This is a genomic window from Streptomyces sp. NPDC050433 (genome assembly GCF_044458565.1).
Taxonomy (GTDB): domain Bacteria; phylum Actinomycetota; class Actinomycetes; order Streptomycetales; family Streptomycetaceae; genus Streptomyces.
Genome location: NZ_JBITIB010000006.1, coordinates 14,112 through 35,273 on the forward strand (window position 1 = coordinate 14,112; position 21,162 = coordinate 35,273).

The window sequence follows — 21,162 nt, forward strand, 5'->3', positions numbered from 1 at the left end:
CGATCTCTGTAGACCGGTCCACCGTACTTCGCACTGCGGAGAGGGGAGTTGAGATGGGATCACGGCACCATCGCGACGCCGTCCAGCTCCACCAGCGCGCTCTCGTCCCAGAGCCTGACCGCGCCGATCACCGCCATCGCCGGGTACTCGCGGCCCGCGAGCCGGCGCCACACGCGGCCCAACTCGGCCGCGTGCGCACGGTAGTCCGCGACATCCGTGGCGTAGACGGTGACGCGGGCGAGATGGTCCGGGGTGCCGCCCGTCGCGGCGAGCGCGGCGAGGAGGTTGCCGAGGGCCGTCTCGAACTGCTCGACCAGGGTCTCCCCCACGACCGTGCCGGCCTGATCGAGGGCGGTCTGCCCGGCCAGGAACACCAGCCGTCCGTCCGTCGCCGTCACGCTGACCGCGTGCGAGAAACCGGAGGGTGGCGCCAGTTCCGCGGGGTTGGTCCGCTCCAGGCTCATCCGTACAACTCCTTGGCGATGATGGTGCGTTGGACCTCGGTCGCGCCCTCGTAGATACGGGGCGCCCGGACCTCCCGGTAGAGGTGTTCCAGCAGGTGTCCGCGTTGCAGGGCGCGGGCGCCGTGCAGTTGGACGGCGGCGTCGACCACGTACTGCGCGGTCTCCGTCGCGAACAGCTTCGCCATCGCCGACCGGCGGGGCACGTCCGGCGACCCCTGGTCGTACGCCTCGGCCGCCGCGTACACCAGCAGCCGGGCCGCCTCCGTACGTGTCGCCATCTCCGCCACCTGGTGGGCGACGGACTGGAGGTCCTTGAGCGGGCCGCCGAAGGCGGTGCGGTCGGCGGTGTGGGCGAGGGTCGCTTCGAGGGCGGCGCCGGCCATGCCGACGGCGAAGGCGCCGACGCTGGGGCGGAAGAGGTTGAGGGTGTTCATGGCGACGCGGAAGCCCTGGTCCACCTCGCCGAGGACGTCGGCGGCGCTCACGCGTACGGAGTTGAAGGTCAGGGCGCCGATGGGGTGCGGTGAGAGCATCTCGATCGGCGTGCCCATCAGGCCGGGGAGGTCGGCGGGGACGAGGAACGCGGTGACGCCGCGCGCGCCCGCGCCCGGTGTCGTACGGGCGAAGACGGTGTAGAAGTCGGCCTCGGGCGCGTTGGAGATCCAGCGCTTCTCGCCGCTGAGCAGCCAGCCGGCTCCGGAGCTGTCGTCCTGTACGGCGCTGAGCGCGAGCGCCGCCGCGTCGGATCCGGCGCCCGGCTCGCTCAGCGCGAACGCGGCCACGGCGCGGCCCGCCGCCACCTCGGGCAGCCAGCGCGCCCGCTGCTCCTCGGTGCCGGCCTGGACGACGGGGTAACTGCCGAGCCCCTGGAGGGCGAGCGCGGTCTCCGCCTCCGTGCAGCCGTGGGCCAGGGACTCGCGCAGCAGACAGAGGTCGAGCGCGCCGGCGGTCAGCATGCGGTCTATGAGCCCCAGCTCGCCGAGAGCGGCGACCAGCGGGCGGTTGATCCGGCCCGGCTCGCCCTTCTCCGCCAGGGGGCGCAGCCGGTCGACGGCGACGGCGCGCAGCTCCTCACACCAGGACTTTTGTGCCGGATCGAGCGAGAATACGGGCATCCGGGCCCTCACTTGTATCGCGTCTATCGCGGACTGTTGACTGTCGTCACCCACACGATACGCTCGATGCACAAGGCCACCAAGCCACCCCACGAGGGGGCGAACGATGGAGCTGACACCGGCGGTACTCACACCCTCGGCGCACCGCGACACTTTTCCGCGCGACCATCTGCCGCCCGCCGGGCAGTGGCCGGAGCTGGTCTTCGACCCGCCCGCACTGCGCGGGCCCGACCGGCTCAACTGCGCCGTCGAACTGCTCGACCGCACGCTGGAACGCTTCGGTGCCGACCGCCCCGTCTTCCATCTCCCGTCGGGCGACAGCTGGTCGTACGGCCAACTGCGCCGCCACGTCGACCGAATAGCCCATGTCCTGACCTCCGACCTGGGGGTGGTGCCGGGCAACCGGGTCCTGCTGCGCGGGCCGACCACGCCCTGGCTGGCCGCGTGCTGGCTCGCAGTGCTGAAGGCGGGCGGGGTGGCGGTGACGGTGCTGGCCCAGCAGCGCGCGCGGGAGCTGGCCACGATGTGCGAGATCGCGCGGGTGGGGCACGCCCTCTGCGACATCCGGTCGGTGGACGATCTGGTCAAGGCGGAGGTGCCGGGGCTGCGCGTCGCGACGTACGGAGGGGACGCGCCGGACGATCTGCTGCGGCTGGCGGAGGGGAAGCCGGAGCGGTACGAGGCGGTGGAGACGGCGGCCGACGACGTCGCGCTCATCGCGTTCACGTCGGGGACCACGGGGCGGCCCAAAGGCTGTATGCACTTCCATCGCGACGTGCTGTCGATCGCCGACACGTTCTCGCGCCATGTGCTGCGCCCGGAGCCGGACGACGTGTTCGCCGGCAGTCCGCCGCTCGGCTTCACCTTCGGGCTCGGCGGCCTCGTGGTCTTCCCGATGCGGGCGGGCGCGTCGGCGCTGCTGCTCGAACAGGCGGGCCCCAAGCAGCTGTTGGCGTCGGTCGCCGAGCGCGGGGTGTCGGTGCTGTTCACGGCGCCGACGGCGTACCGCGTGATGCTGGGCGAACTCACCGCGCCCGACGGGATGGCGTACGACATCTCCGGGCTGCGGCGCTGTGTGTCCGCCGGGGAGAATCTGCCGGCCGCCACCTGGCAGGACTGGTACGAGCGGACCGGGATCCGCGTCATCAACGGCATCGGCGCCACGGAGCTGCTGCACATATTCATCTCGGCGGCCGACGAGGCGGCCCGGCCCGGCACGACGGGTGTGCCGGTGCCGGGCTGGGAGGCGCGCGTCGTGGACGAGTCCGGCGAGCCGCTGCCCGACGGGGAGCCGGGGCTGCTGGCCGTGCGCGGCCCGGTGGGCTGCCGCTATCTCGCCGATCCGCGCCAGAGCGTCTATGTGCGCGACGGCTGGAATCTCACCGGCGACACCTATGTGCGGGAGCCGGACGGCTACTTCCGTTATGTCGCACGCGCCGACGACATGATCATCTCGGCGGGGTACAACATCGCGGGCCCCCAGGTCGAGGAGGCGCTGCTGGCGCATCCCGATGTGACGGAGGCGGCGGTCGTGGGGCACCCCGACGAGCTGCGGGGCCAGATAGTGGCGGCGTACGTCGTGCTGCGCGAGGGGGTGCGGCCGGGCGAGGAGATGCGGGAGGCGCTGCGGGCGTTCGTCACCGCGCGGCTGGTGCCGTACAAATGCCCGCGCGTCTTCGAGTTCCTTGACGCGCTCCCCCGTACCCCGACGGGCAAACTCCAGCGCTTCCGGCTCCGGCCGGGCGGCTGAGCTCGGGCCCGTCCCGGTGGCTGAGCGCGGGCCCTGCGCCTTCTCGTCCACCCCTTAGAGTGATCACGTGGCAGAGCAGCACACCCCGCGATCCCTGATCGTCACCCTCTACGGCGCGTACGGCCGGACGCCGGACGGCGCGCCGCTCGCCGTGGCCGAGTTGGTGAGGCTGCTCGGTGCGCTCGGCGTGGACGCGCCGTCCGTGCGGTCGTCGGTGTCGCGGCTCAAGCGCCGGGGGCTGCTGCTGGCCGAGCGCACGCCGGAGGGCGCCGCGGGCTACGCGCTCTCCACCGACGCGCGGCAGTTGCTGGACGACGGCGACCGGCGCATCTACGACCGTCCCGCGCCCCGGCTCTCGGACGGCTGGGTGCTCGCGGTGTTCTCCGTACCCGAGGCCGAACGGCACAAGCGCCATCTGCTGCGCTCGCGACTGGCCCGGCTGGGTTTCGGGACCGCGGCGCCGGGTGTGTGGATCGCGCCCGGCCATCTGTACGAGGAGACGCGGCACGCGCTGGAGCGGCTGCGACTCGACCCGTACGTCGATCTGTTCCGCGGCGAGCACCTGGGCTTCGCGGCGACGGCGGAGGCGGTGGAGCGCTGGTGGGATCTGGGCGCCATCGCCTCGCTGCACAAGGAGTTCCTGGCGGCGCACGAGCCGGTGCTGCGCTGGTGGGAGACGCGTGGACCGGCCGCCGCACCGGCCGAGGACGCCTACCGGGACTATCTGCTGGCTCTCGACTCGTGGCGCCAACTGCCGTACGCGGATCCGGGGTTGCCGGGCGAGCTGCTGCCGGCGGGCTGGCCGGGCGGGCGTTCGGCGGAGGTCTTCACGGCGCTGCACGAGAGGCTGCGGGACGCCGGGGCCGAGTTCGTACGCCAGTCCTGAAATCAGGTGACCGGCGGGGCGGGCGCGGCCATCATCGGGGGCATGGACGAAACACCGGAACCGCAGTGGATGGTCGTCGCCAACGTCGTGCGGTGGCGGCGGTACGGCGACGGCGGCCAGGAGCTGCGGCCGGGCACGAAGGCGTTCAAGGGCGGTGCCCGGGTCTTCGTCGTTCCCGACTACCCGGGCATGGGCCATATGGAGGTGACGGCGATCGGCCAGGCACGTAACACCGGCCACTGGATCACCATCGCCACGGCCACCCGGCATCTGCACACCTTCCGCGCCAAGCTGACGTACGCCCCCGCCGTGCTGCGCCGGACCCGACCGGAGGGCCATACCGAGGAGTGCGTACGGCAACGGGCCGCCAACATGGAACGGCTCGCGGCGCGGTACCGCCAGGAGTCCCACGCTGGCGTCCCGCACCCGGACGGCTGTCTGTGCCACGAGTGCCGGCGGGAGGGGCAGTTGTGACGATGTGTCAGCTCAGCGTGAGCCTCGGTTTCGGGCCGTCCGTTCGGCCCGTCGGCGGCGGGCGGCTGCCAGCACGGTACGGCAGCGGCCATGGTGCGCCCGGACCGCTGTAGCTCTGGTCGGCCGCCGCGTGCAGGGTCCAGTGGGGGTCGTAGAGGTGGGGGCGGGCCAAGGCGCAGAGGTCCGCGCGGCCGGCCAGCAGCAGGGAGTTGACGTCGTCCCAGGACGAGATGGCGCCGACGGCGATCACCGGCACCCCGAGGGTGTTACGGATCCGGTCGGCGAACGGCGTCTGGTAGGAGCGGCCGAACTCGGGGCGTTCCTCGGGGACGACCTGCCCGGTCGACACGTCGATCGCGTCGGCGCCGTGCGCGACGAACGCACGCGCGATCTCGACCGCCTCCTCGGCGGTGTTGCCGCCCGCGGCCCAGTCCGTGGCGGAGATCCGGACCGTCATCGGCCGGTCGTCGGGCCACAACTCCCGTACGGCGTCGAAGACTTCGAGCGGGTAGCGAAGCCGTCCGGCCAGGTCGCCGCCGTACGCGTCGGTGCGGGTGTTGGTCAGCGGCGAGAGGAAGCCGGAGAGCAGATACCCGTGCGCGCAGTGCAGTTCGAGCAGGTCGAAGCCGGCTGCGGCGGCCCGGCGGGTCGCGGACGCGAACTGCTCGCGGATCTCGGTGAGTCCGGCGCGGTCGAGTGCGCGCGGGACCTGACTGGCCTCCGGCAGGTACGGCAGCGCCGAGGCGGCGGACAGCGGCCAGTTGGCGGCCGGCAGCGGCTGGTCCATGCCCTCCCACATGAGGCGGGTGGAGCCTTTACGTCCCGAGTGGCCGAGCTGGATTCCGATCGCGGCTCCGGGTGAACCTGTCTCCGTGGGCGCGCCGTTGTGCACGAAATCCGTCACCCGCCGCCAGGCCGCGCCCTGTTCGTCGGTCCAGAGCCCGGTGCAGCCGGGTGTGATCCTGCCTTCCGGGCTGACGCACACCATCTCCGTCATGACCAGCCCCGCGCCGCCGAGGGCACGTGCCCCGAGGTGTACGAGGTGGAAGTCGCCCGGCACACCGTCCCCGGCGGCGTACATGTCCATGGCCGAGACCACGACCCGGTTGCGCAGTGTCAGCCCGCGCAGCCGGAAGGGGGTGAACATCGGGGGCGTACCGGGTTCGCAGCCGAAGTCGGCCTCCACCGCGCCGGTGAACGTGGCGTCGCGCAGCCGCAGATTGTCGTGCGTGACGCGACGGCTGCGGGTGAGGAGGCCGAACGCGAACTGCCGGGCAGGCTGGTCGGTGTAGGTGGCCAGCTCCTCGAACCAGCGCAGACTCGCCGCCGCCGCGCGCTGCGTGGACTCCACGACGGGGCGCCGCTCGGTCTCGTACGCGGCGAGCGCCGCCCGCAGGTCGGGTTGCTCCTGGACGCAGGCGGCGAGCGCCAGCGCGTCCTCGACGGCGAGCTTCGTGCCGGAGCCGATGGAGAAGTGCGCGGTGTGGGCGGCGTCGCCGATGAGGACCGTGTTGCCGTGGCTCCAGCGTTCATTGACGACCGTGCGGAACGCGGTCCAGGACGACTTGTTGGCCCGCAGTCCCCGGCCGCCGAGCGCGTCGGCGAAGATCTTGGCGCACTGGTCGGTGGACTGCCGCTCGTCGAGTGCGTCGAACCCGGCCGCACGCCAGACCTCTTCGCGCATCTCGACGATGACGGTGCTGGCGTCGGGCGCGAAAGGGTAGCCGTGCAGCTGCATCACCCCGTGCTCGGTCTCGGCGATCTCGAAGCGGAACGCGTCGAAGGCGAAGTCGGCGGCGAGCCAGATGTAGCGGCAGCGCTCGGTGGTGAGGGTGGGCCGGAAGGCATCGGCGTGGGTCTCGCGGGTGCGGCTGTTCACTCCGTCGGCGGCGATCACCAGGTCGTGGGTGGCGGCGAGTTCGGCGGCGGGTGGTGCCTGGTTGCGGAAGCGGAGCCGTACGCCCAGGGACGCGCAGCGCTCATGCAGGATTTCGAGCAGCCGACGGCGGCCCAGGGCCGCGAATCCGTGCCCTCCGGAGGTCAGGGTGCGCCCCCGGTGGACGATGTCGATGTCGTCCCAGCGCACGAACTCGTCCTGGAGCGCGCGGTGGACGGTGGGGTCGGCGTGCTCGATACCGCCCAGGGTCTCGTCGGACAGGACGACGCCGAAACCGAACGTGTCGTCAGGCGCGTTGCGCTCCCAGACGGTTATCTCCCGCCGGGGGTCGAGCCGCTTGAGCAGGACCGCGGCGTACAGACCGCCGGGTCCGCCGCCGATGACGGCGACCTTCAGCGGCTCGGCGGCGCTCCGTGTGCCCGACACGGTCAGCGGCCCTGCCACTTGGGGGGCCGCTTCTCGGTGAAGGCGGCGTGGAACTCCGCGTAGTCCTCCCCGTTCATGAGCAACGCCTGGGTGGCGGCGTCCAGTTCGACGGACGCGGCCAGCGGCATGTCCAGCTCGGCGGTGAGGAGCGCCTTGGTCTGCGCGTACGCGAGGGCCGGGCCGTCGGCGAGCCGGCGGGCGAGTTCGGCGGCGCGGGTGCCGGCGTCGCCCTCGTCGGTCAACTCGCTGATGAGGCCGATCCGTTCGGCTTCGGGGGCGCGTACCGGTTCGCCGAGCATCAGCAGCCGGGTGGCGTGTCCGAGGCCCACGACGCGCGGCAGCAGATACGCCGCGCCCATGTCACCGCCGGAGAGACCGACGCGGGTGAAGAGGAACGCGAAGCGCGCGGTGGGGTCGGCGATCCGGAAGTCGGCGGCGAGCGCGAGGACGGCACCGGCACCGGCGGCCACCCCGTGCACGGCGGCGATCACCGGGAACGGGCATTCGCGGACGGCCCTGACGACCTGCCCGGTCATCCGGTTGAAGTCGAGGAGCTGGGCGGTGTCCATGGAGAGCGTGGCACCGATGATCTCGTCCACGTCGCCGCCCGAGCAGAAGCCGCGCCCCTCGCCCGCCAGCACGAGGGCGCGGACCGACTGCTCCCTGGACAGCTCGGCGAGCAGGTCGCGCAGGTCGGCGTAGGCACCGAAGGTGAGGGCGTTGAGCTTGTCGGGGCGGGCGAGGGTGACGGTCGCGACGCCGTCCTCGCGCGTCAGCCGCAGATGGCGCCACTTCTCGGTGCGGGGCGTGGAGCCGGAGAACGGGCTCATGGGGTGCGGCCTCCTTCAGCTCGATGCCAGCAAGGTATCACTCATCTGTGACCACCGTCACGAGTACGCGATACGGCGCGCGGTACCGTAAGCGCCGTAAGCGGGTCCCAGGCGGCCCCCAGCGGGCCATCGGCCCGGCGAGGGCGCCGAAAGTCCCGGACGATTGGTGGCGGAAGTCCCATTTCCGGCAGTCCGCTGCCCCTTGTCATGCCGCTTACGCTCCGGAAGGTTGGGCTCAAACCCATCCTCCCGGCGCCCCGCACAGCCCCGAACGGACTCCCCGCCTTGCTCGACGACGCATCGGACAGCGCCTCCTGGCGCATCACGCTCCCGCACAGTGCGGCGGCGGTGCCGATGGCGCGTGCCCTGATCCGTTCGGCGCTGGCCGACATCGGGCCGACGGCGGACAGCGACACGGCGGAGCTGCTGACGGCGGAGCTGGTCGCCAACGCCGTCGAGCACACGAATCCGGACATCCCCATCAAGCTGGTGGTCGAGCTGCTGCCCTCGGGCTGTCAGATCGAGGTCCACGACGGCGACCGTCGCCCGCCGGGCGACCTGACGACGACCGGGATCGGCCGCCTGCCCGACCCGTGGCAGGAGCACGGCCGGGGGCTGGTGCTGATCCGGACGCTGAGCGCCGACTGCGGGCACCGCACGACGGAGCAGGGCAAGGCGGTCTGGTTCACCCTCTCGGTGCGCTGAGGCTCCCGCCGTCAGCGTGCGGAGCGGCGCGGGGCGACCGGGTCCGCGGCCAGCGTCGCGACGAGGACGGCCTTGATCGTGTGCAGCCGGTTCTCCGCCTCGTCGAAGACCACGGAGTGCGCGGACTCGAAGACCTCGTCGGTCACTTCCAGCTCCGTGAGCCCGTGGCGCTCGTGGATCTCCCACCCGACGACCGTCCCCAGGTCGTGGAAGGCCGGGAGGCAGTGCAGGAACTTCACGTCCGGATTCCCCGTCGCGCTCAGTACGTCCATCGTCACGCTGTACGGCCCGAGGGCCGCGATGCGCTCGTCCCAGACCTCCTGCGGCTCCCCCATCGACACCCATACGTCGGTGGCCACGAAGTCGGCGCCCCCGACACCCTCCGCGATCGACTCGGTGAGGGTGATCCGGGCGCCGCTGATCTCGGCCGACTTACGGGCGAGAGCGACGATGTCGTCGGCGGGCCAGTAGGCGCGGGGCCCGACGATCCGTACGTCCATGCCCAGCAGGGCGCCGGTGACGAGGTAGGAGTTGCCCATGTTGTAGCGGGCGTCGCCGAGGTAGGCGAAGGTGATGCGCTCCAGCTGCTTGTCGGTGTGCTCGGTCATCGTGAGCACGTCCGCGAGCATCTGCGTGGGGTGCCAGTCGGCGGTGAGCCCGTTGAAGACGGGCACCCCGGCGTAGGCGGCCAGCTCCTCGACGGTCGACTGCGCGTCGCCGCGGAACTGGATGCCGTCGAACATCCGGCCGAGCACCCGGGCGGTGTCCTTGGCGGACTCCTTCTTGCCGATGTGCGAGCCGGTCGGGTCGATGTACGTCGTGGAGGCGCCCTGGTCGGCGGCGGCGACCTCGAACGCGCAGCGCGTGCGCGTCGACGCCTTCTCGAAGATCAGGGCGATGTTCTTGCCGCGCAGGAGCTGCGCCTCGGTGCCCGACTTCTTCGCGGCCTTGAGCCCCGCGGCCAGCTCGACCAGCCCGCGGAACTCCTCGGCGGTGAAGTCCAGCTCCTTGAGGAAGTGGCGGCCTGCGAGTTGTATCGCCATGGTGGCTGCTCCTGCGTCGCGAATACGGAGACCTGTACGGGGACCGGTACAGAGACGTTGGAACTATATACGACCTTCCGTATTGATATACAGGGCCTGAAAACCCCACGAGCCGAGCCGGTCGGACGAGACGGTCAGACGGCGTCCCGCTCGATCGGACAGCTCATACAGCGCGGCCCGCCCCGCCCCCGGCCCAGTTCACTGCCCCGGATCTCGATCACCTCGATCCCCTGCTTGCGCAGATAGGTGTTGGTGGTGACGTTGCGCTCGTACGCCACGACCACCCCCGGCTCGACTGCCAGCACGTTGCAGCCGTCGTCCCACTGCTCGCGCTCGGCCGCGTGCACGTCCTGGGTCGCCGTCAGGACACGGATCCTGTCCAGTCCCAGGGCGGCGGCGATCGCGCGGTGCATATGCTCCGGCGGATGGTCGGTCACCTTGAGTTCGTTGCCGCCCGCGCCCGGCTCGATGGTGTACGAGCGGAGCATGCCGAGGCCCGCGTACTGCGTGAAGATGTCGCGGTCGACCATCGTCATCACCGTGTCGAGATGCATGAAGGCGCGCCCCTTCGGCATGTCGAGCGCCACGATCGTCCTCGCGGAGCCGGCCTCGAACATGCCGCGCGCCAGCATCTCGACCGCCTGCGGCGTGGTGCGCTCGCTCATCCCGATCAGCACGGCGCCCTCGCCGATGACCAGGACGTCACCGCCCTCGATGGTGGAGGGGTAGTCGTCCTGCCCCTCCGACCAGTGGTGGAAGGGCCCGGCGTCCGGGCCGGTGAAGAGGGGGTGGTGCTTGTAGATCGCCTCGAAGTGGACGGTCTCGCGCTGCCGGGCCGGCCAGCGCATCGCGTTGATGGACACACCGTCGTAGATCCAGGCGGAGGTGTCGCGGGTGAAGAGGTGGTTCGGCAGCGGGTAGAGAAGGAAGTCGTCCAGGTCCATCACATGGAAACGGACGGAGGTCGGCTCCGGATGGCTGTCCAGGAACTCCCGCTTGGTCATCCCGCCGACCAGGGCCTCCACAAGATCGTCGGTCGGCAGCTCGTCGAAGACCGACCGGAGGTGATCGGTGGCGAGCGGGCCGTACTCCTTCTCGTCGAAGACCCGGTCCAGCACGAGCGCGCGGGCCGTGGGGATGTCCAGGGACTCGCGCAGCAGGTCGCCGAAGAGATGGACCTTGACCCCGCGGTCGCGCAGGACGTCGGCGAAGCCGTCGTGCTCCTCACGCGCGCGGCGCACCCACAGCACGTCGTCGAAGAGCAGCGCGTCCTTGTTCCTGGGGGTGAGCCTCTTCAGCTCCAGGTCGGGGCGGTGCAGTATGACGCGGCGCAGCCGCCCGGTCTCGGAGTCGACATGGAATCCCATGACTCCATCCTCGCGGATCGTCACCGTTCACGCGGCGAATGGCGGAGAGAAGACCGGGGGCGGTGGCCGAGGGCACCGGCCGGGGGGGGGGGGGGGGGGGGGGGGGGGGGCGGCCCCCCCCCCCCCGCCCCCCCCCCCGGGGGGGGGGGGGGCGCGGGGGGGGGGGGGGGGGGGGGGGGGCGCCCCCCCCCCCCCCCCCCCGCACCGCTGTCCGCCGGTGATCTTGAACGTGTCGGCCGAGTCGTTCTCGGTGGCCACCTGCCCCGGACGCGACGCGGTCCGCGAGGGCCACCGGGCCAATCCGCCCGAGCGCCGGGTTCGAACAGGCATGGGAGAGCCCCCACCACCACCGCCACTCGGCGGCTACAGCCGGGGGTCGACCGGCTCCGACTCCAGCGCGAGCACCGCGAACACCGCCTCGTGGACGCGCCACAGCGGCTCGTCGTCCGCCAGCCGGTCCAGCGCTTCGAGCCCGAGCGCGTACTCCCGCAGCGCCAGCGACCGCTTGTGGCCGAGGAACCGGCCGCGCAGCCGTTCCAGGTTCTCCGGCCGCGTGTACTCGGGGCCGTAGATGATCCGCAGGTACTCGCGCCCGCGCACCTTGATGCCCGGCTGGACCAGCCGCCCCTTGCCGTCCCGTACGAGCGCCTGGAGCGGCTTGACGACCATGCCCTCGCCGCCGCGCCCCGTCATCTCCAGCCACCAGTCGACCCCGGCCCGTACCGACTCGTCGTCGCCCGTGTCCACGACGAGGCGCCGGGTGACCTGGAGCAGACCGGTCGGGTCGTGCTCGGTCAGCCGGTCGAGCCAGGCCAGTTGCCGGTCGTGCGGTACGGAGGCCAGGCTGCGGCCCCGCGCGGCGAGGATCTGGAACGGCGCGAGCCGTACGCCCGCCAGGCCGTCCGTGTCCCAGCAGTAGCGGCGGTACGCCTCGGTGAACGCCGTTGCGTCGGCGGCCCGTTCACGCTGGCCGGTCAGCAGCGCGCCCACGTCGACACCCCGCCCGACGGCCGCTTCGAGCGCGCTCGTCACGGCCGGGAAGGCTGCGCCGGCCGCCGCGCCGACCGCTGCGTACTGGGTACGCAGCAGGCCGGTGGCCTTCAGCGACCAGGGCATCAGCTCGGCGTCGAACAGCAGCCAGTCCGTGTCGAGTTCGTCCCAGAGACCGGCGGCGCCGACGGCCGTACGGAGGCGGCCCAGGATCTCCTCGGCGACCGCCGGGTCGTCGAAGAAGGGGCGGCCGGTGCGGGTGTGCAGCGCACCGGTCGGCGCACCGGGGTCGTCGGGGTCGCCGATGCCGAAGCGCTCGCGCGCCACGGACGCGTCACGGCAGAGCAGCGCCACCGCCCGCGAGCCCATGTGCTTCTCCTCGCACACGACCTGCGCCACGCCCTCCTCGCGGTACTGCGCGAAGGCTTCGGCCGGGTGCTCCAGAAAGCCCTCCTCGCGGGAGGTCGCGGTGGGTGCCATCGTCGGCGGCAGATAGGCGAGCAGCCGCGGGTCGACGGCGAAGCGGCTCATGACCTCCAGGGCCGCCGCCGCGTTCTCCTCGCGCACCGCGAGCCGTCCCATGTGACGGGTCTCCACGACACGCCTGCCGTGCACGTCGGCGAGGTCGAGCGGCCGGCCCTCGCGGCTGCCGGGCGCCTCCGTGCTGAGCGGCTTGGCCGGCTCGTACCAGACACGCTCCGCCGGGACGTCGACCAGCTCGCGCTCGGGCCAGCGCAGCGCGGTCATCTTGCCGCCGAAGACGGCGCCGGTGTCGAGGCAGATGGTGTTGTTGATCCAGGAGGTGTTCGGCACGGGGGTGTGGCCGTACACGACGGCCGCCCGGCCCCGGTAGTCCTCGGCCCACGGGTAGCGGACGGGCAGGCCGAACTCGTCGGTCTCGCCGGTCGTGTCGCCGTACAGCGCGTGCGCACGGACGCGGCCCGAGGTACGGCCGTGGTACTTCTCCGGCAGCCCGGCGTGGCAGACGACGAGCTTGCCGCCGTCCAGGACGTAATGGCTCACCAGGCCGTCGATGAAGGTCCGCACCTCCGCGCGGAAGGCGTCGTCCTCCTTCTCCAACTGCCCGACGGTCTCGGCGAGTCCGTGCGTCACCTGGACCTTTCGGCCCGCCAGCCAGCGGCCGAGCTTGTTCTCGTGGTTGCCCGGCACGCACAGCGCGTTGCCCGCGCCGACCATGCGCATGACGCGGCGCAGTACGCCGGGGCTGTCGGGACCGCGGTCGACGAGGTCGCCGACGAAGACCGCCGTACGGCCTTCGGGGTGGACGCCGTCGCCGTCCGCGTAACCGAGCTTGGTCAGCAGTGTGTCCAGCTCGGAGCGGCAACCGTGGATGTCGCCGATGATGTCGAAGGGGCCGGTGAGGTGGGTGAGGTCGTTGTAGCGGCGTTCGGTGACGACCTCGGCGCGCTCGACCTCCTCGACCCCGCGCAGGACGTGGACCTTGCGGAAGCCCTCGCGTTCGAGACCGCGCAGCGAACGGCGCAGTTCCCGCTGGTGCCGCTTGATGACATGGCGGGGCATCCCGGCCCGGTCGGGGCGGGTGGCGTTGCGTTCGGCGCAGACCGTCTCGGGGAGGTCGAGGACGATCGCGATGGGCAGCACGTCGTGCTCCCTGGCGAGCCGTACGAGCTGTCTGCGGCTCTCCTGCTGGACGTTGGTGGCGTCGATGACCGTGCGCCGTCCGGCGGCGAGGCGTTTGCCGGCGATGTAGTGGAGTACGTCGAAGGCGTCGGCGCTGGCGCTCTGGTCGTTCTCGTCGTCGGCGACCAGGCCGCGGCAGAAGTCCGAGGATATGACTTCGGTGGGCTTGAAGTGGGTGCGCGCGAAGGTCGACTTGCCGGAGCCGGTGGCGCCGATCAGGACGACGAGGGAGAGGTCGGTGACGGGGAGGGCGCGAGGGTCGGTGGTGTCGGTGGTCCCGTTGGTCTCATTGGTCTCAGTGGTCTCGTTGACGCTCATGCGGCCTTCTCCTCCTTGGCATCGTTGGCGTCCTTGGCATCCTTGGCTGCCACGGTGAACACAGCCATCTGCGTGGGCGGCCCCACCTCAGGGTCGTCCGGCCCCACCGGTATGTACCGCACGGCGTAACCGTGGCGCAGCGCCACCTTGTCCGCCCAGGCGCGGAACTCCGCGCGTGTCCACTCGAAGCGGTGGTCCCGGTGGCGTACCTGACCGGCGGGCAGCGTCTCCCAGCGCACGTTGTACTCGACGTTCGGCGTCGTCACGACGACGGTCGCGGGCCGCGCCGTACCGAACACCGCGTACTCCAGGGCGGGCAGCCGCGGCAGATCCAAGTGCTCGATGACCTCGCTGAGCACGGCGGCGTCGTAACCCTTGAGCCGTTTGTCCGTGTACGTGAGCGAACTCTGCATCAACGCGACACGCTCCGCCTGGCGCTCACTCATCCGCTCCACCTTGAGCCGGCGGGCGGCGACCGTGAGCGCGCGTACGGACACGTCGACACCCACGACCTTCGAGAAGCGCACGTCCTTCAACAGCGCCTGTACGAGCTGGCCCTGGCCGCAGCCGAGGTCGAGCACGCTGCCGGCGCGCGCGTCGCGCAGGGCGGTGAGGATCGCGTCGCGTCGCTGCTCGGCGAGCGAGACGGTCTTCTCGGCACGTGCCGGGGTGTCATCGGTCTCCGGCGCAGGGTCCTCGACGGCGTTGTCGATCGCCTCGACGCCGATGTCGTCGGCCTCGGCGAGCCGGACCAGTTCGAGCCGGTCGGTGGCCTCTCTCGTCAGGCCCCAACGGCGGGACAGATAGCGGCTGGTGATGAGCTGACGCTCCGGGTGGTCGGCCAGCCAGCCCTCGCCCGCCCGCAGCAGTTTCTCCACCTCGTCGGGCGCGACCCAGTAGTGCTTCGCGTCGTCGAGCACCGGCAGGAGCACGTACAACTGCCGCAGCGCGTCGGCGAGTCGCAGCTCCCCCTCCAGTACCAGCTGTACGTAGCGCGAGTCGCCCCACGCGGGGAACGTCTCGTCCAGCGCCACGGGCCGTACGTCGACGGTCGTCCAGCCCAGCGGTCCGAACAGGCCTCGGACCAGCTCGGCTCCACCGCGCGCGGGCACGGCGGGCACCTCGATCCGCAGGGGCAGGGGCTCGGCCGCGCGCTCGGGCAGCGCCTTGCACACGCCGCGCAGGGCGCTCTTGAAGACGGTGCTCAGGGCGACGGCGAGCAGCGAGGACGCGGCGTACGGGCGGTCGTTGACGTACTGCGCGAGCGCCGCGTCGGGCGCACCGCCGCGCCCCTTGCCCTTGCCTTTGCCACGGCGGACGAGGGCCACCGGATCGACCTCCAGCAGGAGCGCCGCCGTGCAGCGCTCGGCGGACGCCTCGGGGTAGAGGACGTGCGCGGTGCCGTGGGCGGTGGAAAACGTCTGCGCCTTGTCGGGATGCTTGTGCAGCAGAAACCCGAGATCGGTGGCGGGACGTTCAGGGGTGCCGGTCGTACTGATCGTAAGGAACACCCGACCGAGTATGTGTGTCACCGGGCCCGTAGCGGAAGCGGATTACCGGGTGGTGGCGGCACGGCCGAACGCCGGGCCGCCGCACACTCACCCGGCGTGTTGTTCGAGCATGCGCCGGGCTGTGGCCGCCATCGCCTCGTCGACCATCTCTCCTTCGAACGTGACCGCCCCCACGCCCCGCCGCTGTCCTTCCTCCACGGCCGCTATCAGCCGTGCGGCGCGGGAGAGTTCGTCGGCGGTCGGCGAGAACACGGCGTTGATGACGGCGATGTGGGAGGGGTGGATCGCCATCATGCCGGTGTAGCCGAGGGCGCGGTTCTGTGCGGCGAAACGGCGCAGACCGTCGAGGTCGCCGACGCGTGTCCAGAGTCCGGTGACGGGGTGGGGTGTTCCGGCGGCGCGTACGTCCAGCAGGACGCGGGAGCGCAGCGCGTGTGTCTCGGTGCCCTCCGGGCTCCAGCGGTAGCCGACGGCGCGTTCGACGTCGCCGCCGGCGCCGGTGATCGCGCCCAGGTAGGCGACGCGTGGGGCGGCGCTCGCGCAGGCGTGGGCGTCGCGCAGCGCGCGGGCCGTCTCCAACAGCGGGACGAGGGCGATCCGCCCTTGTGGCAGGCCGTGTTCGCGTTCGCACCAGCTCAGCAGCCGGTCGGCGTGCCGGACGTCGTGGGCGCCGTCCACCTTGGGCAGGACGATCCCGCTGAGTCCGGGGCGGACGATCGCCCGCAACTCGTCGGCGGCCGGCCATCCGTCGAGGGGGTTGATCCGGACGAGGATCGCGGGGTGGCCCGGTGCGTCCGGGCCGATCTGCTCGATGAGGCCGGCCACTTGCTCGCGGGCGGAGGCTTTGCCGTGCTCGGGCACCGCGTCTTCGAGGTCGAAGACGACGGCGTCGGCGCCCGCCCGCCGGGCCTTGGGCAGCCAGTCCGTTCGGGTGCCGGGCACGAAGAGGAGGGAGCGGAGGGGAGGCCGCGGGGGTGTACGGGTGTCTGTCCCGGTCTCAGACGACATCGAGTTGCTCCAGTTCCGCCAGCTCGTCCTCGTCGAGGCCGAGCCATTCGCGGTAGACCAGGTGATTGTCCTGCCCGAGCGCCGGCCCGGTCCGCCAGACCCGTCCTGGATGCCGACGGAAGTGCGGGAGCGCCGCCTGCATGCGTACGGGCCCGAGATCCGCGTCCTCGACGGTGACGATGTCCTCGCGTTCGGCGTACACCGGGTCGTCGGCGATGTCCGCCGCGCTGAACACGCGTGAGGCCACCACCTCGGCGCCGGTGAAGGCGGCCAGGCAGTCGGCGGCGGTGCGTTCGGCCACCCAGGTCCGCAGCCCCTCGTCCAGCTGTTCGCGTCCGGCGAGCTGCTGTTCCGCCGTGGCGAACAGGCCCTCGTCGAGCCCGAGCAGACGCACGATGTTGCGCACCGAGCGCAGCGTCGCCGAGGTCACGGTGATCCATTCGCCGTCGCTGGACCGGTAGGTGTTGATCACCGCCGCGGGGGCGACGGCCAGTTGGTTGCCGGAGCGCTCGGGTACCGAGCCCAACTGGTCGTGGATGATGACCTGCCATTCCACCAGCCGGAACAGTGGCTCGAAGAGGGCGAGGTCGATCCACTCACCGTCGAAATCGGGGTTGTTGTCGCGGCGGTGCAGGGCGGCGAGGACCGCGTACGCGCCCATCAGTCCGGTCACCGCGTCGCCGTGGGAGAAGCCGGTGTGCACGGGAGGGCTCTCGGGGAATCCGGTCAGATGCACGACGCCGCTGCGCGCCTCGCCGACCTTGCCGAAGCCGGGCGCGTCGGCCAGCGAGGAGGTCGCGCCGAACCCGGATATCTGGAGCAGTACGGCCGTGGGGTTGATCCGGTGCACCGAGTCCCAGTCGAGGCCCCAGGTGCGCAGCCGCCCGTTGCGCAGGGTGACGATGACGACGTCGGCCCACGCGACGAGCCGGTGGGCGACGGCCCGGCCGGCCTCGTGATGCAGATCGAGGGTGACTGAACGCTTGTTGCGCCCGGCGACCTTGAACCAGAGCGGATGGCCGTCCTTCTTCGGTCCCATCCCGCGGGCCGCGTCGCCCGATCCCGGCGGTTCCACGTGTACGACGTCGGCCCCCTGGTCGGCGAGCATGGAGCCCGCCAGCGGACCGGCCACGACATGCGCGAACTCGACCACCTTCAGGCCGCGCAGCTGGCCCTGGCCGCCGTCCTGGCCGCCGGAGTCCTCGTCGTTACTCGACACCACTGTGCCCCCTCGCTGAATACCGTCCGACGCCCAGCGTGCCGACACGAGGAAATGCCTGTCCAGCATGGAACTTCTATGAATCAATGCGTTCTGCGCATAAATACATGGGACCTGGGTCAGGCCGCCCAGGTGACACCCGGCGGAAGAGGGTGCCGCTGTGCGCGGAACTCCTGAAGCGTCTCCAGAAATCGCCCCGCCGCGAGCGGGAGAGGTCGGCGCGCGCGCAGCGCGATGTCCAGGCGCCGGTCGACGACGGGCCCGACGAGCGGACGGTGCACGAGAGGTCCGCCGCCGAGGAGCGGCACCACGAGGGCGGGCATGGCCGACACCCCCAGACCGGCCGCGACAAGTCCGCCCACCGTCGCGATGTTTCCCGCCTCGGCGGCCGGCTCCGCCCGCGCGTCGACCTGCGCGAAGGTCGCGTCGGTGAGCCGGCGCACGCTCGACTCCCGCCCCACGGCGAGGAATGGCTCACGGGCGAGCTGTTCCCAGGTGACCTCCGCGAGCCCGGCGAGCGCGTGAGCCTCCGGAAGGACCGCCACGAACCTGTCGCGCACCAGCGGCTGGTGCTCCAACTGCCCGGTCGGCTCACCCGTGGTGATGGCGAAGTCGGCGTCCCCCGACAGGACATGGCCGAGGACCGACCGCTCCATTCCGTCCATGATCCGCATCGACACCTCGGGGCGCTGCCTCCGGAAACCGGAGATCACCCGGGGCAGTAGCACCGCCGCCACCGAGGGGAGAGTGGCCACGGCGACCGTGCCCGACTCACCGAGGAGGAACCGTCCCAGCTCCTTCATACCGGACCGGTGCGCGTTCACGATCTGCTCGGCGATCCGCAATGTCTCGACGCCGGCCGCTGTCAGTTGGACGTTGCGGGTGTCGCGATCGAAGAGCTGAGTGCCGAGCTGTCGCTCCAGATCCGCGACCGCGCGGCTCAACGAGGACTGGGAGACGTGCAGTTGCCCGGCAGCCGCGGTGAAGCTCGCGGCCCGTGCGACGGCGACGTACGCGGACAGTTGGCGCAGGGTGCTTTCCATGGCGAGCGAGCCTAAGCCCAGGAACGAGTCATTGATGCGTGGATCGCATAGATAGATCTCGGTTCGATGCTGGACAGGGATCGGTTACCGCTCCGAAACTCATCCGCAACGCCCGGCCCTACGAGAGTGAGCGACGTCCATGCTGGCAGCTCTGGGATTCTCCACGATCGGCCTGTTCCTGCTGCTCACCATGACCAAACGCGTATCCGTCCTGGTGGCGCTGGTCCTACTGCCGGTGGTGGCCGCACTGGTCGGTGGATTCGCCGGCGATCTGGGCGAGATGATCCTCACCGGGCTCACCACGGTGGCGCCCACCGGAATCATGATCGCGTTCGCCGTTCTCTACTTCACGTTGATGGTGGACGCCGGTCTCTTCGACCCGCTGATCCGACAGGTCCTGCGCTTCGCACGCAACGATCCGGCACGGGTCGCCGTCGGCACGGCCGCCCTCACGATGTGTGTGGCCCTGGACGGCGACGGCGCCTCCACCTTCCTCATCACCGTCTCCGCGCTGCTTCCCGTCTACAAACGGCTGGGAATGAGCCCGTTGGTGCTGACCGGCACGGTGTGCCTGGGCGCGGGCGTGATGAACATGATCCCGTGGGGCGGGCCGACGGTCCGGGCCATGGCGGCGCTGGACCTGGACAGTTCGGAGGTCTTCACGCCCGTCCTGCCCGCCATGGGCTTCGGAATCGCGTGGGTCCTCCTGGCGTCGTACTGGATCGGACGCCGCGAACGCCGCCGCCTCGGTGAGCGGGCTGCCGACGCGACCGACGACGGGCCGGTCACCCTCCCGGCCCCGGCCGCTTCACGCCCGGCGATCTGGCTCACCGTCTTCAACGCCACACTCACCCTGGTCCTGTTGGTGAGTCTGGTCCTCGAACTCATGCCCCTGCCGGTCCTGTTCGTGCTCGGCTTCACCGTCGCCCTGCTCGTCAACCACCCCAAGTGGGAGCAGCAGCAAGCACTCCTCGAAAAGCACGGGAACAGCGTCGTACTGGTCACCACCATGATCTTCGCGGCCGGGGTCTTCACCGGCGTACTGACCGGCTCCAAGATGATTCCCGAGATGGCCGAGGCGCTGGTCTCCGTCGTCCCGGACTCCTTCGGCGGCCATCTCCCGGCCCTGGTCGCCATCACCGGGATGCCGCTGAGCCTGGCCTTCACCCCGGACGCCTACTACTTCGGTGTCCTGCCCGTACTGGCCCACACCGCCGAGGGGTTCGGCATCGAGCAGGCCGAGGTCGCCAGGGCCGCCATCCTCGGCCAGATGACCACCGGCTTCCCGCTCAGCCCGCTCACCGCCTCCACTTTCATACTCGTCGGCATGAGCGGCGTCCAACTCGGCGAACACCAACGCTTCATCTTCCGCTGGGCCTTCGCCACCACCCTCGTCATGACGGCAGTCGCACTGCTCACCGGCGCCATCTCGCTCTAGGTCCTTCCTGCCCGTGGGTCTGGGTTCGGTGGGAGGCCCTGGGCACAGAGTTCAGGCGCGGGGCGGGTAGGGGTCGTTCCGCTCGGCGTTCAGCAGCGCCGCGATCTCGGTGATCCGGTTCGGGCCGACGCGGCAGCAGCCGCCGAGGAGGCGGGCGCCGGCGGACTGCCAGTCGCGGAGGCGGGCGGGTGGGAACAACGTGGGGAAGGGGCCCTCCCCCACCCCCACCCCCACCCCCACCCACCCATTCGACTCTGTGTCCCACGTCTCGCCGCTGTTCGGGTAGACCACGATCGGTTTGTGCGTCAGCGTGGCCGCCAGTGGCACCGCGTGGTCCGCGTCAGGCGGGGCGCAGCAGTTGACGCCGACCGCGATCACGCCGTCCTCGTCCGCAGCCAGGGCGAACGCCTCCTCCAACGGCTGGCCCGCGCGGGTGCGGTCGCCCGTGATCGTGTACGAGAGCCAGACCGGCACTCCGCATCCCTCCGCCGCTCTGAGCATGGCCTCGGCCTCGTCGGTGTCCGGCACCGTTTCCAGGGCGAGGACGTCCGGTCCGGCCGCGGCGAGTGTTTCGATCCTCGGGCGGTGGAAGCGCTCCAACTCCCGTACCGACAGCCCGTACCGCCCCCGGTACTCACCGCCGTCCGCGAGCATCGCCCCGTACGGCCCGACCGACGCGGCCACCCAGACCTCCCGCTCCACCCCGGCGCCCGCCCGCCGGGCCAAGGCCACGCTGTCGGTCAGCAGCGCGGAAGTCTGGTCCCGGCCGACGCCCCGGCGGGCGAAGCCCTCGTACGTCGCCTGGTAGCTGGCGGTGATCAGCACCTGGGCGCCGGCCCGTACGTAGGCGGCGTGGGCCGCCTCGATCTGCTCCGGGCCGTCGGCCAGGAGCCGCGCCGACCACAGGTCGTCGGTGAGATCGCAGCCCTGCGCCCGGAGTTGGTCGGAGAGCCCGCCGTCGAGGACGAGGCTGCCCTCGGCGAGCGCGGCGGCGAGTGTGCGGTCGGGCTTCACGG

General features: G+C 71.4%; 17 protein-coding genes. 5 read left to right on the plus strand and 12 right to left on the minus strand.

The features are described from left to right. Positions 1–59 precede the first annotated feature (59 nt). Both ACIBLA_RS09415 and ACIBLA_RS09420 read right to left on the minus strand, forming a co-directional pair. The gene (locus ACIBLA_RS09415; protein ID WP_399198258.1) at positions 60–464 is read right to left on the minus strand and encodes a RidA family protein; all 405 of its coding nucleotides are present in this window, start codon (positions 462–464) and stop codon (positions 60–62) included. After that, positions 461–1,579, minus strand: a complete 1,119-nt coding sequence (locus ACIBLA_RS09420) for an acyl-CoA dehydrogenase family protein (protein ID WP_399198259.1) — start codon at positions 1,577–1,579, stop codon at positions 461–463. The genes ACIBLA_RS09415 and ACIBLA_RS09420 overlap by 4 nt, the downstream gene beginning before the upstream one ends. A gap of 106 nt (positions 1,580–1,685) precedes the next feature. Between ACIBLA_RS09420 and ACIBLA_RS09425 the strand changes: the two genes are divergently transcribed. The 3 genes from ACIBLA_RS09425 (at position 1,686) to ACIBLA_RS09435 (ending at position 4,689) form a co-directional block, all read left to right on the plus strand. After that, entirely contained in the window at positions 1,686–3,329 is a 1,644-nt protein-coding gene (locus tag ACIBLA_RS09425; protein ID WP_363245332.1) for an AMP-binding protein, read from the plus strand. Positions 3,330–3,396: 67 nt separating this feature from the next. After that, the gene (locus ACIBLA_RS09430) at positions 3,397–4,215 is read left to right on the plus strand and encodes a PaaX family transcriptional regulator C-terminal domain-containing protein (protein ID WP_363245331.1); all 819 of its coding nucleotides are present in this window, start codon (positions 3,397–3,399) and stop codon (positions 4,213–4,215) included. A 42-nt stretch (positions 4,216–4,257) separates the two neighbouring features. After that, on the plus strand, positions 4,258–4,689 hold the full coding sequence (locus ACIBLA_RS09435) for a hypothetical protein (RefSeq protein ID WP_363245330.1): 432 nt from the start codon (positions 4,258–4,260) through the stop codon (positions 4,687–4,689). 7 nt (positions 4,690–4,696) lie between these two features. On the opposite strand, the gene ACIBLA_RS09440 is transcribed toward ACIBLA_RS09435, so the two are convergent. Both ACIBLA_RS09440 and ACIBLA_RS09445 read right to left on the minus strand, forming a co-directional pair. Further along, positions 4,697–7,030, minus strand: coding sequence for a bifunctional salicylyl-CoA 5-hydroxylase/oxidoreductase (locus ACIBLA_RS09440; RefSeq protein WP_399198260.1), 2,334 nt, complete (start codon positions 7,028–7,030; stop codon positions 4,697–4,699). After that, positions 7,015–7,842, minus strand: a complete 828-nt coding sequence (locus tag ACIBLA_RS09445) for an enoyl-CoA hydratase family protein (protein WP_399198261.1) — start codon at positions 7,840–7,842, stop codon at positions 7,015–7,017. Before ACIBLA_RS09445 ends, ACIBLA_RS09440 begins: the two co-directional genes overlap by 16 nt. Positions 7,843–8,049: 207 nt before the next feature. Here ACIBLA_RS09445 and ACIBLA_RS09450 point away from each other — a divergent pair, with 207 nt between their 5' ends. Further along, positions 8,050–8,547, plus strand: coding sequence for an ATP-binding protein (locus ACIBLA_RS09450; RefSeq protein WP_399198262.1), 498 nt, complete (start codon positions 8,050–8,052; stop codon positions 8,545–8,547). 11 nt (positions 8,548–8,558) lie between these two features. Here ACIBLA_RS09450 and argF read toward each other — a convergent pair whose 3' ends face one another. The 7 genes from argF to ACIBLA_RS09485 form a co-directional block, all read right to left on the minus strand. After that, positions 8,559–9,590 carry an ornithine carbamoyltransferase gene (gene argF, locus ACIBLA_RS09455; RefSeq protein WP_363245326.1) on the minus strand — a complete coding sequence of 344 codons (1,032 nt, stop codon included), beginning with the start codon at positions 9,588–9,590 and terminating at the stop codon, positions 8,559–8,561. Positions 9,591–9,724: 134 nt separating this feature from the next. Then, entirely contained in the window at positions 9,725–10,957 is a 1,233-nt protein-coding gene (locus ACIBLA_RS09460; protein ID WP_399198264.1) for an arginine deiminase, read from the minus strand. A 363-nt stretch (positions 10,958–11,320) separates the two neighbouring features. After that, positions 11,321–13,927 (minus strand): polynucleotide kinase-phosphatase, encoded by a 2,607-nt coding sequence (locus ACIBLA_RS09465; protein ID WP_399198265.1) that lies wholly within the window; start codon positions 13,925–13,927, stop codon positions 11,321–11,323. Continuing rightward, complete coding sequence (locus tag ACIBLA_RS09470) at positions 13,924–15,438, minus strand: 3' terminal RNA ribose 2'-O-methyltransferase Hen1 (protein ID WP_399198266.1); 1,515 nt, start codon at positions 15,436–15,438, stop codon at positions 13,924–13,926. Before ACIBLA_RS09470 ends, ACIBLA_RS09465 begins: the two co-directional genes overlap by 4 nt. Before the next feature lie 87 nt (positions 15,439–15,525). After that, entirely contained in the window at positions 15,526–16,446 is a 921-nt protein-coding gene (locus ACIBLA_RS09475; RefSeq protein WP_363246844.1) for a CoA ester lyase, read from the minus strand. Beyond that, a complete protein-coding gene (locus ACIBLA_RS09480) occupies positions 16,436–17,665 on the minus strand; it encodes a CaiB/BaiF CoA transferase family protein (protein ID WP_399198267.1) in 1,230 nt (409 codons plus the stop codon). Before ACIBLA_RS09480 ends, ACIBLA_RS09475 begins: the two co-directional genes overlap by 11 nt. Before the next feature lie 119 nt (positions 17,666–17,784). After that, entirely contained in the window at positions 17,785–18,708 is a 924-nt protein-coding gene (locus ACIBLA_RS09485; RefSeq protein WP_363246841.1) for a LysR substrate-binding domain-containing protein, read from the minus strand. A gap of 139 nt (positions 18,709–18,847) precedes the next feature. Here ACIBLA_RS09485 and ACIBLA_RS09490 point away from each other — a divergent pair, with 139 nt between their 5' ends. After that, positions 18,848–20,146 (plus strand): citrate:proton symporter, encoded by a 1,299-nt coding sequence (locus tag ACIBLA_RS09490; protein ID WP_363246840.1) that lies wholly within the window; start codon positions 18,848–18,850, stop codon positions 20,144–20,146. 51 nt (positions 20,147–20,197) lie between these two features. Here ACIBLA_RS09490 and mmuM read toward each other — a convergent pair whose 3' ends face one another. Next, positions 20,198–21,160, minus strand: coding sequence for a homocysteine S-methyltransferase (gene mmuM, locus ACIBLA_RS09495; protein WP_399198268.1), 963 nt, complete (start codon positions 21,158–21,160; stop codon positions 20,198–20,200). Positions 21,161–21,162: the final 2 nt, after the last annotated feature.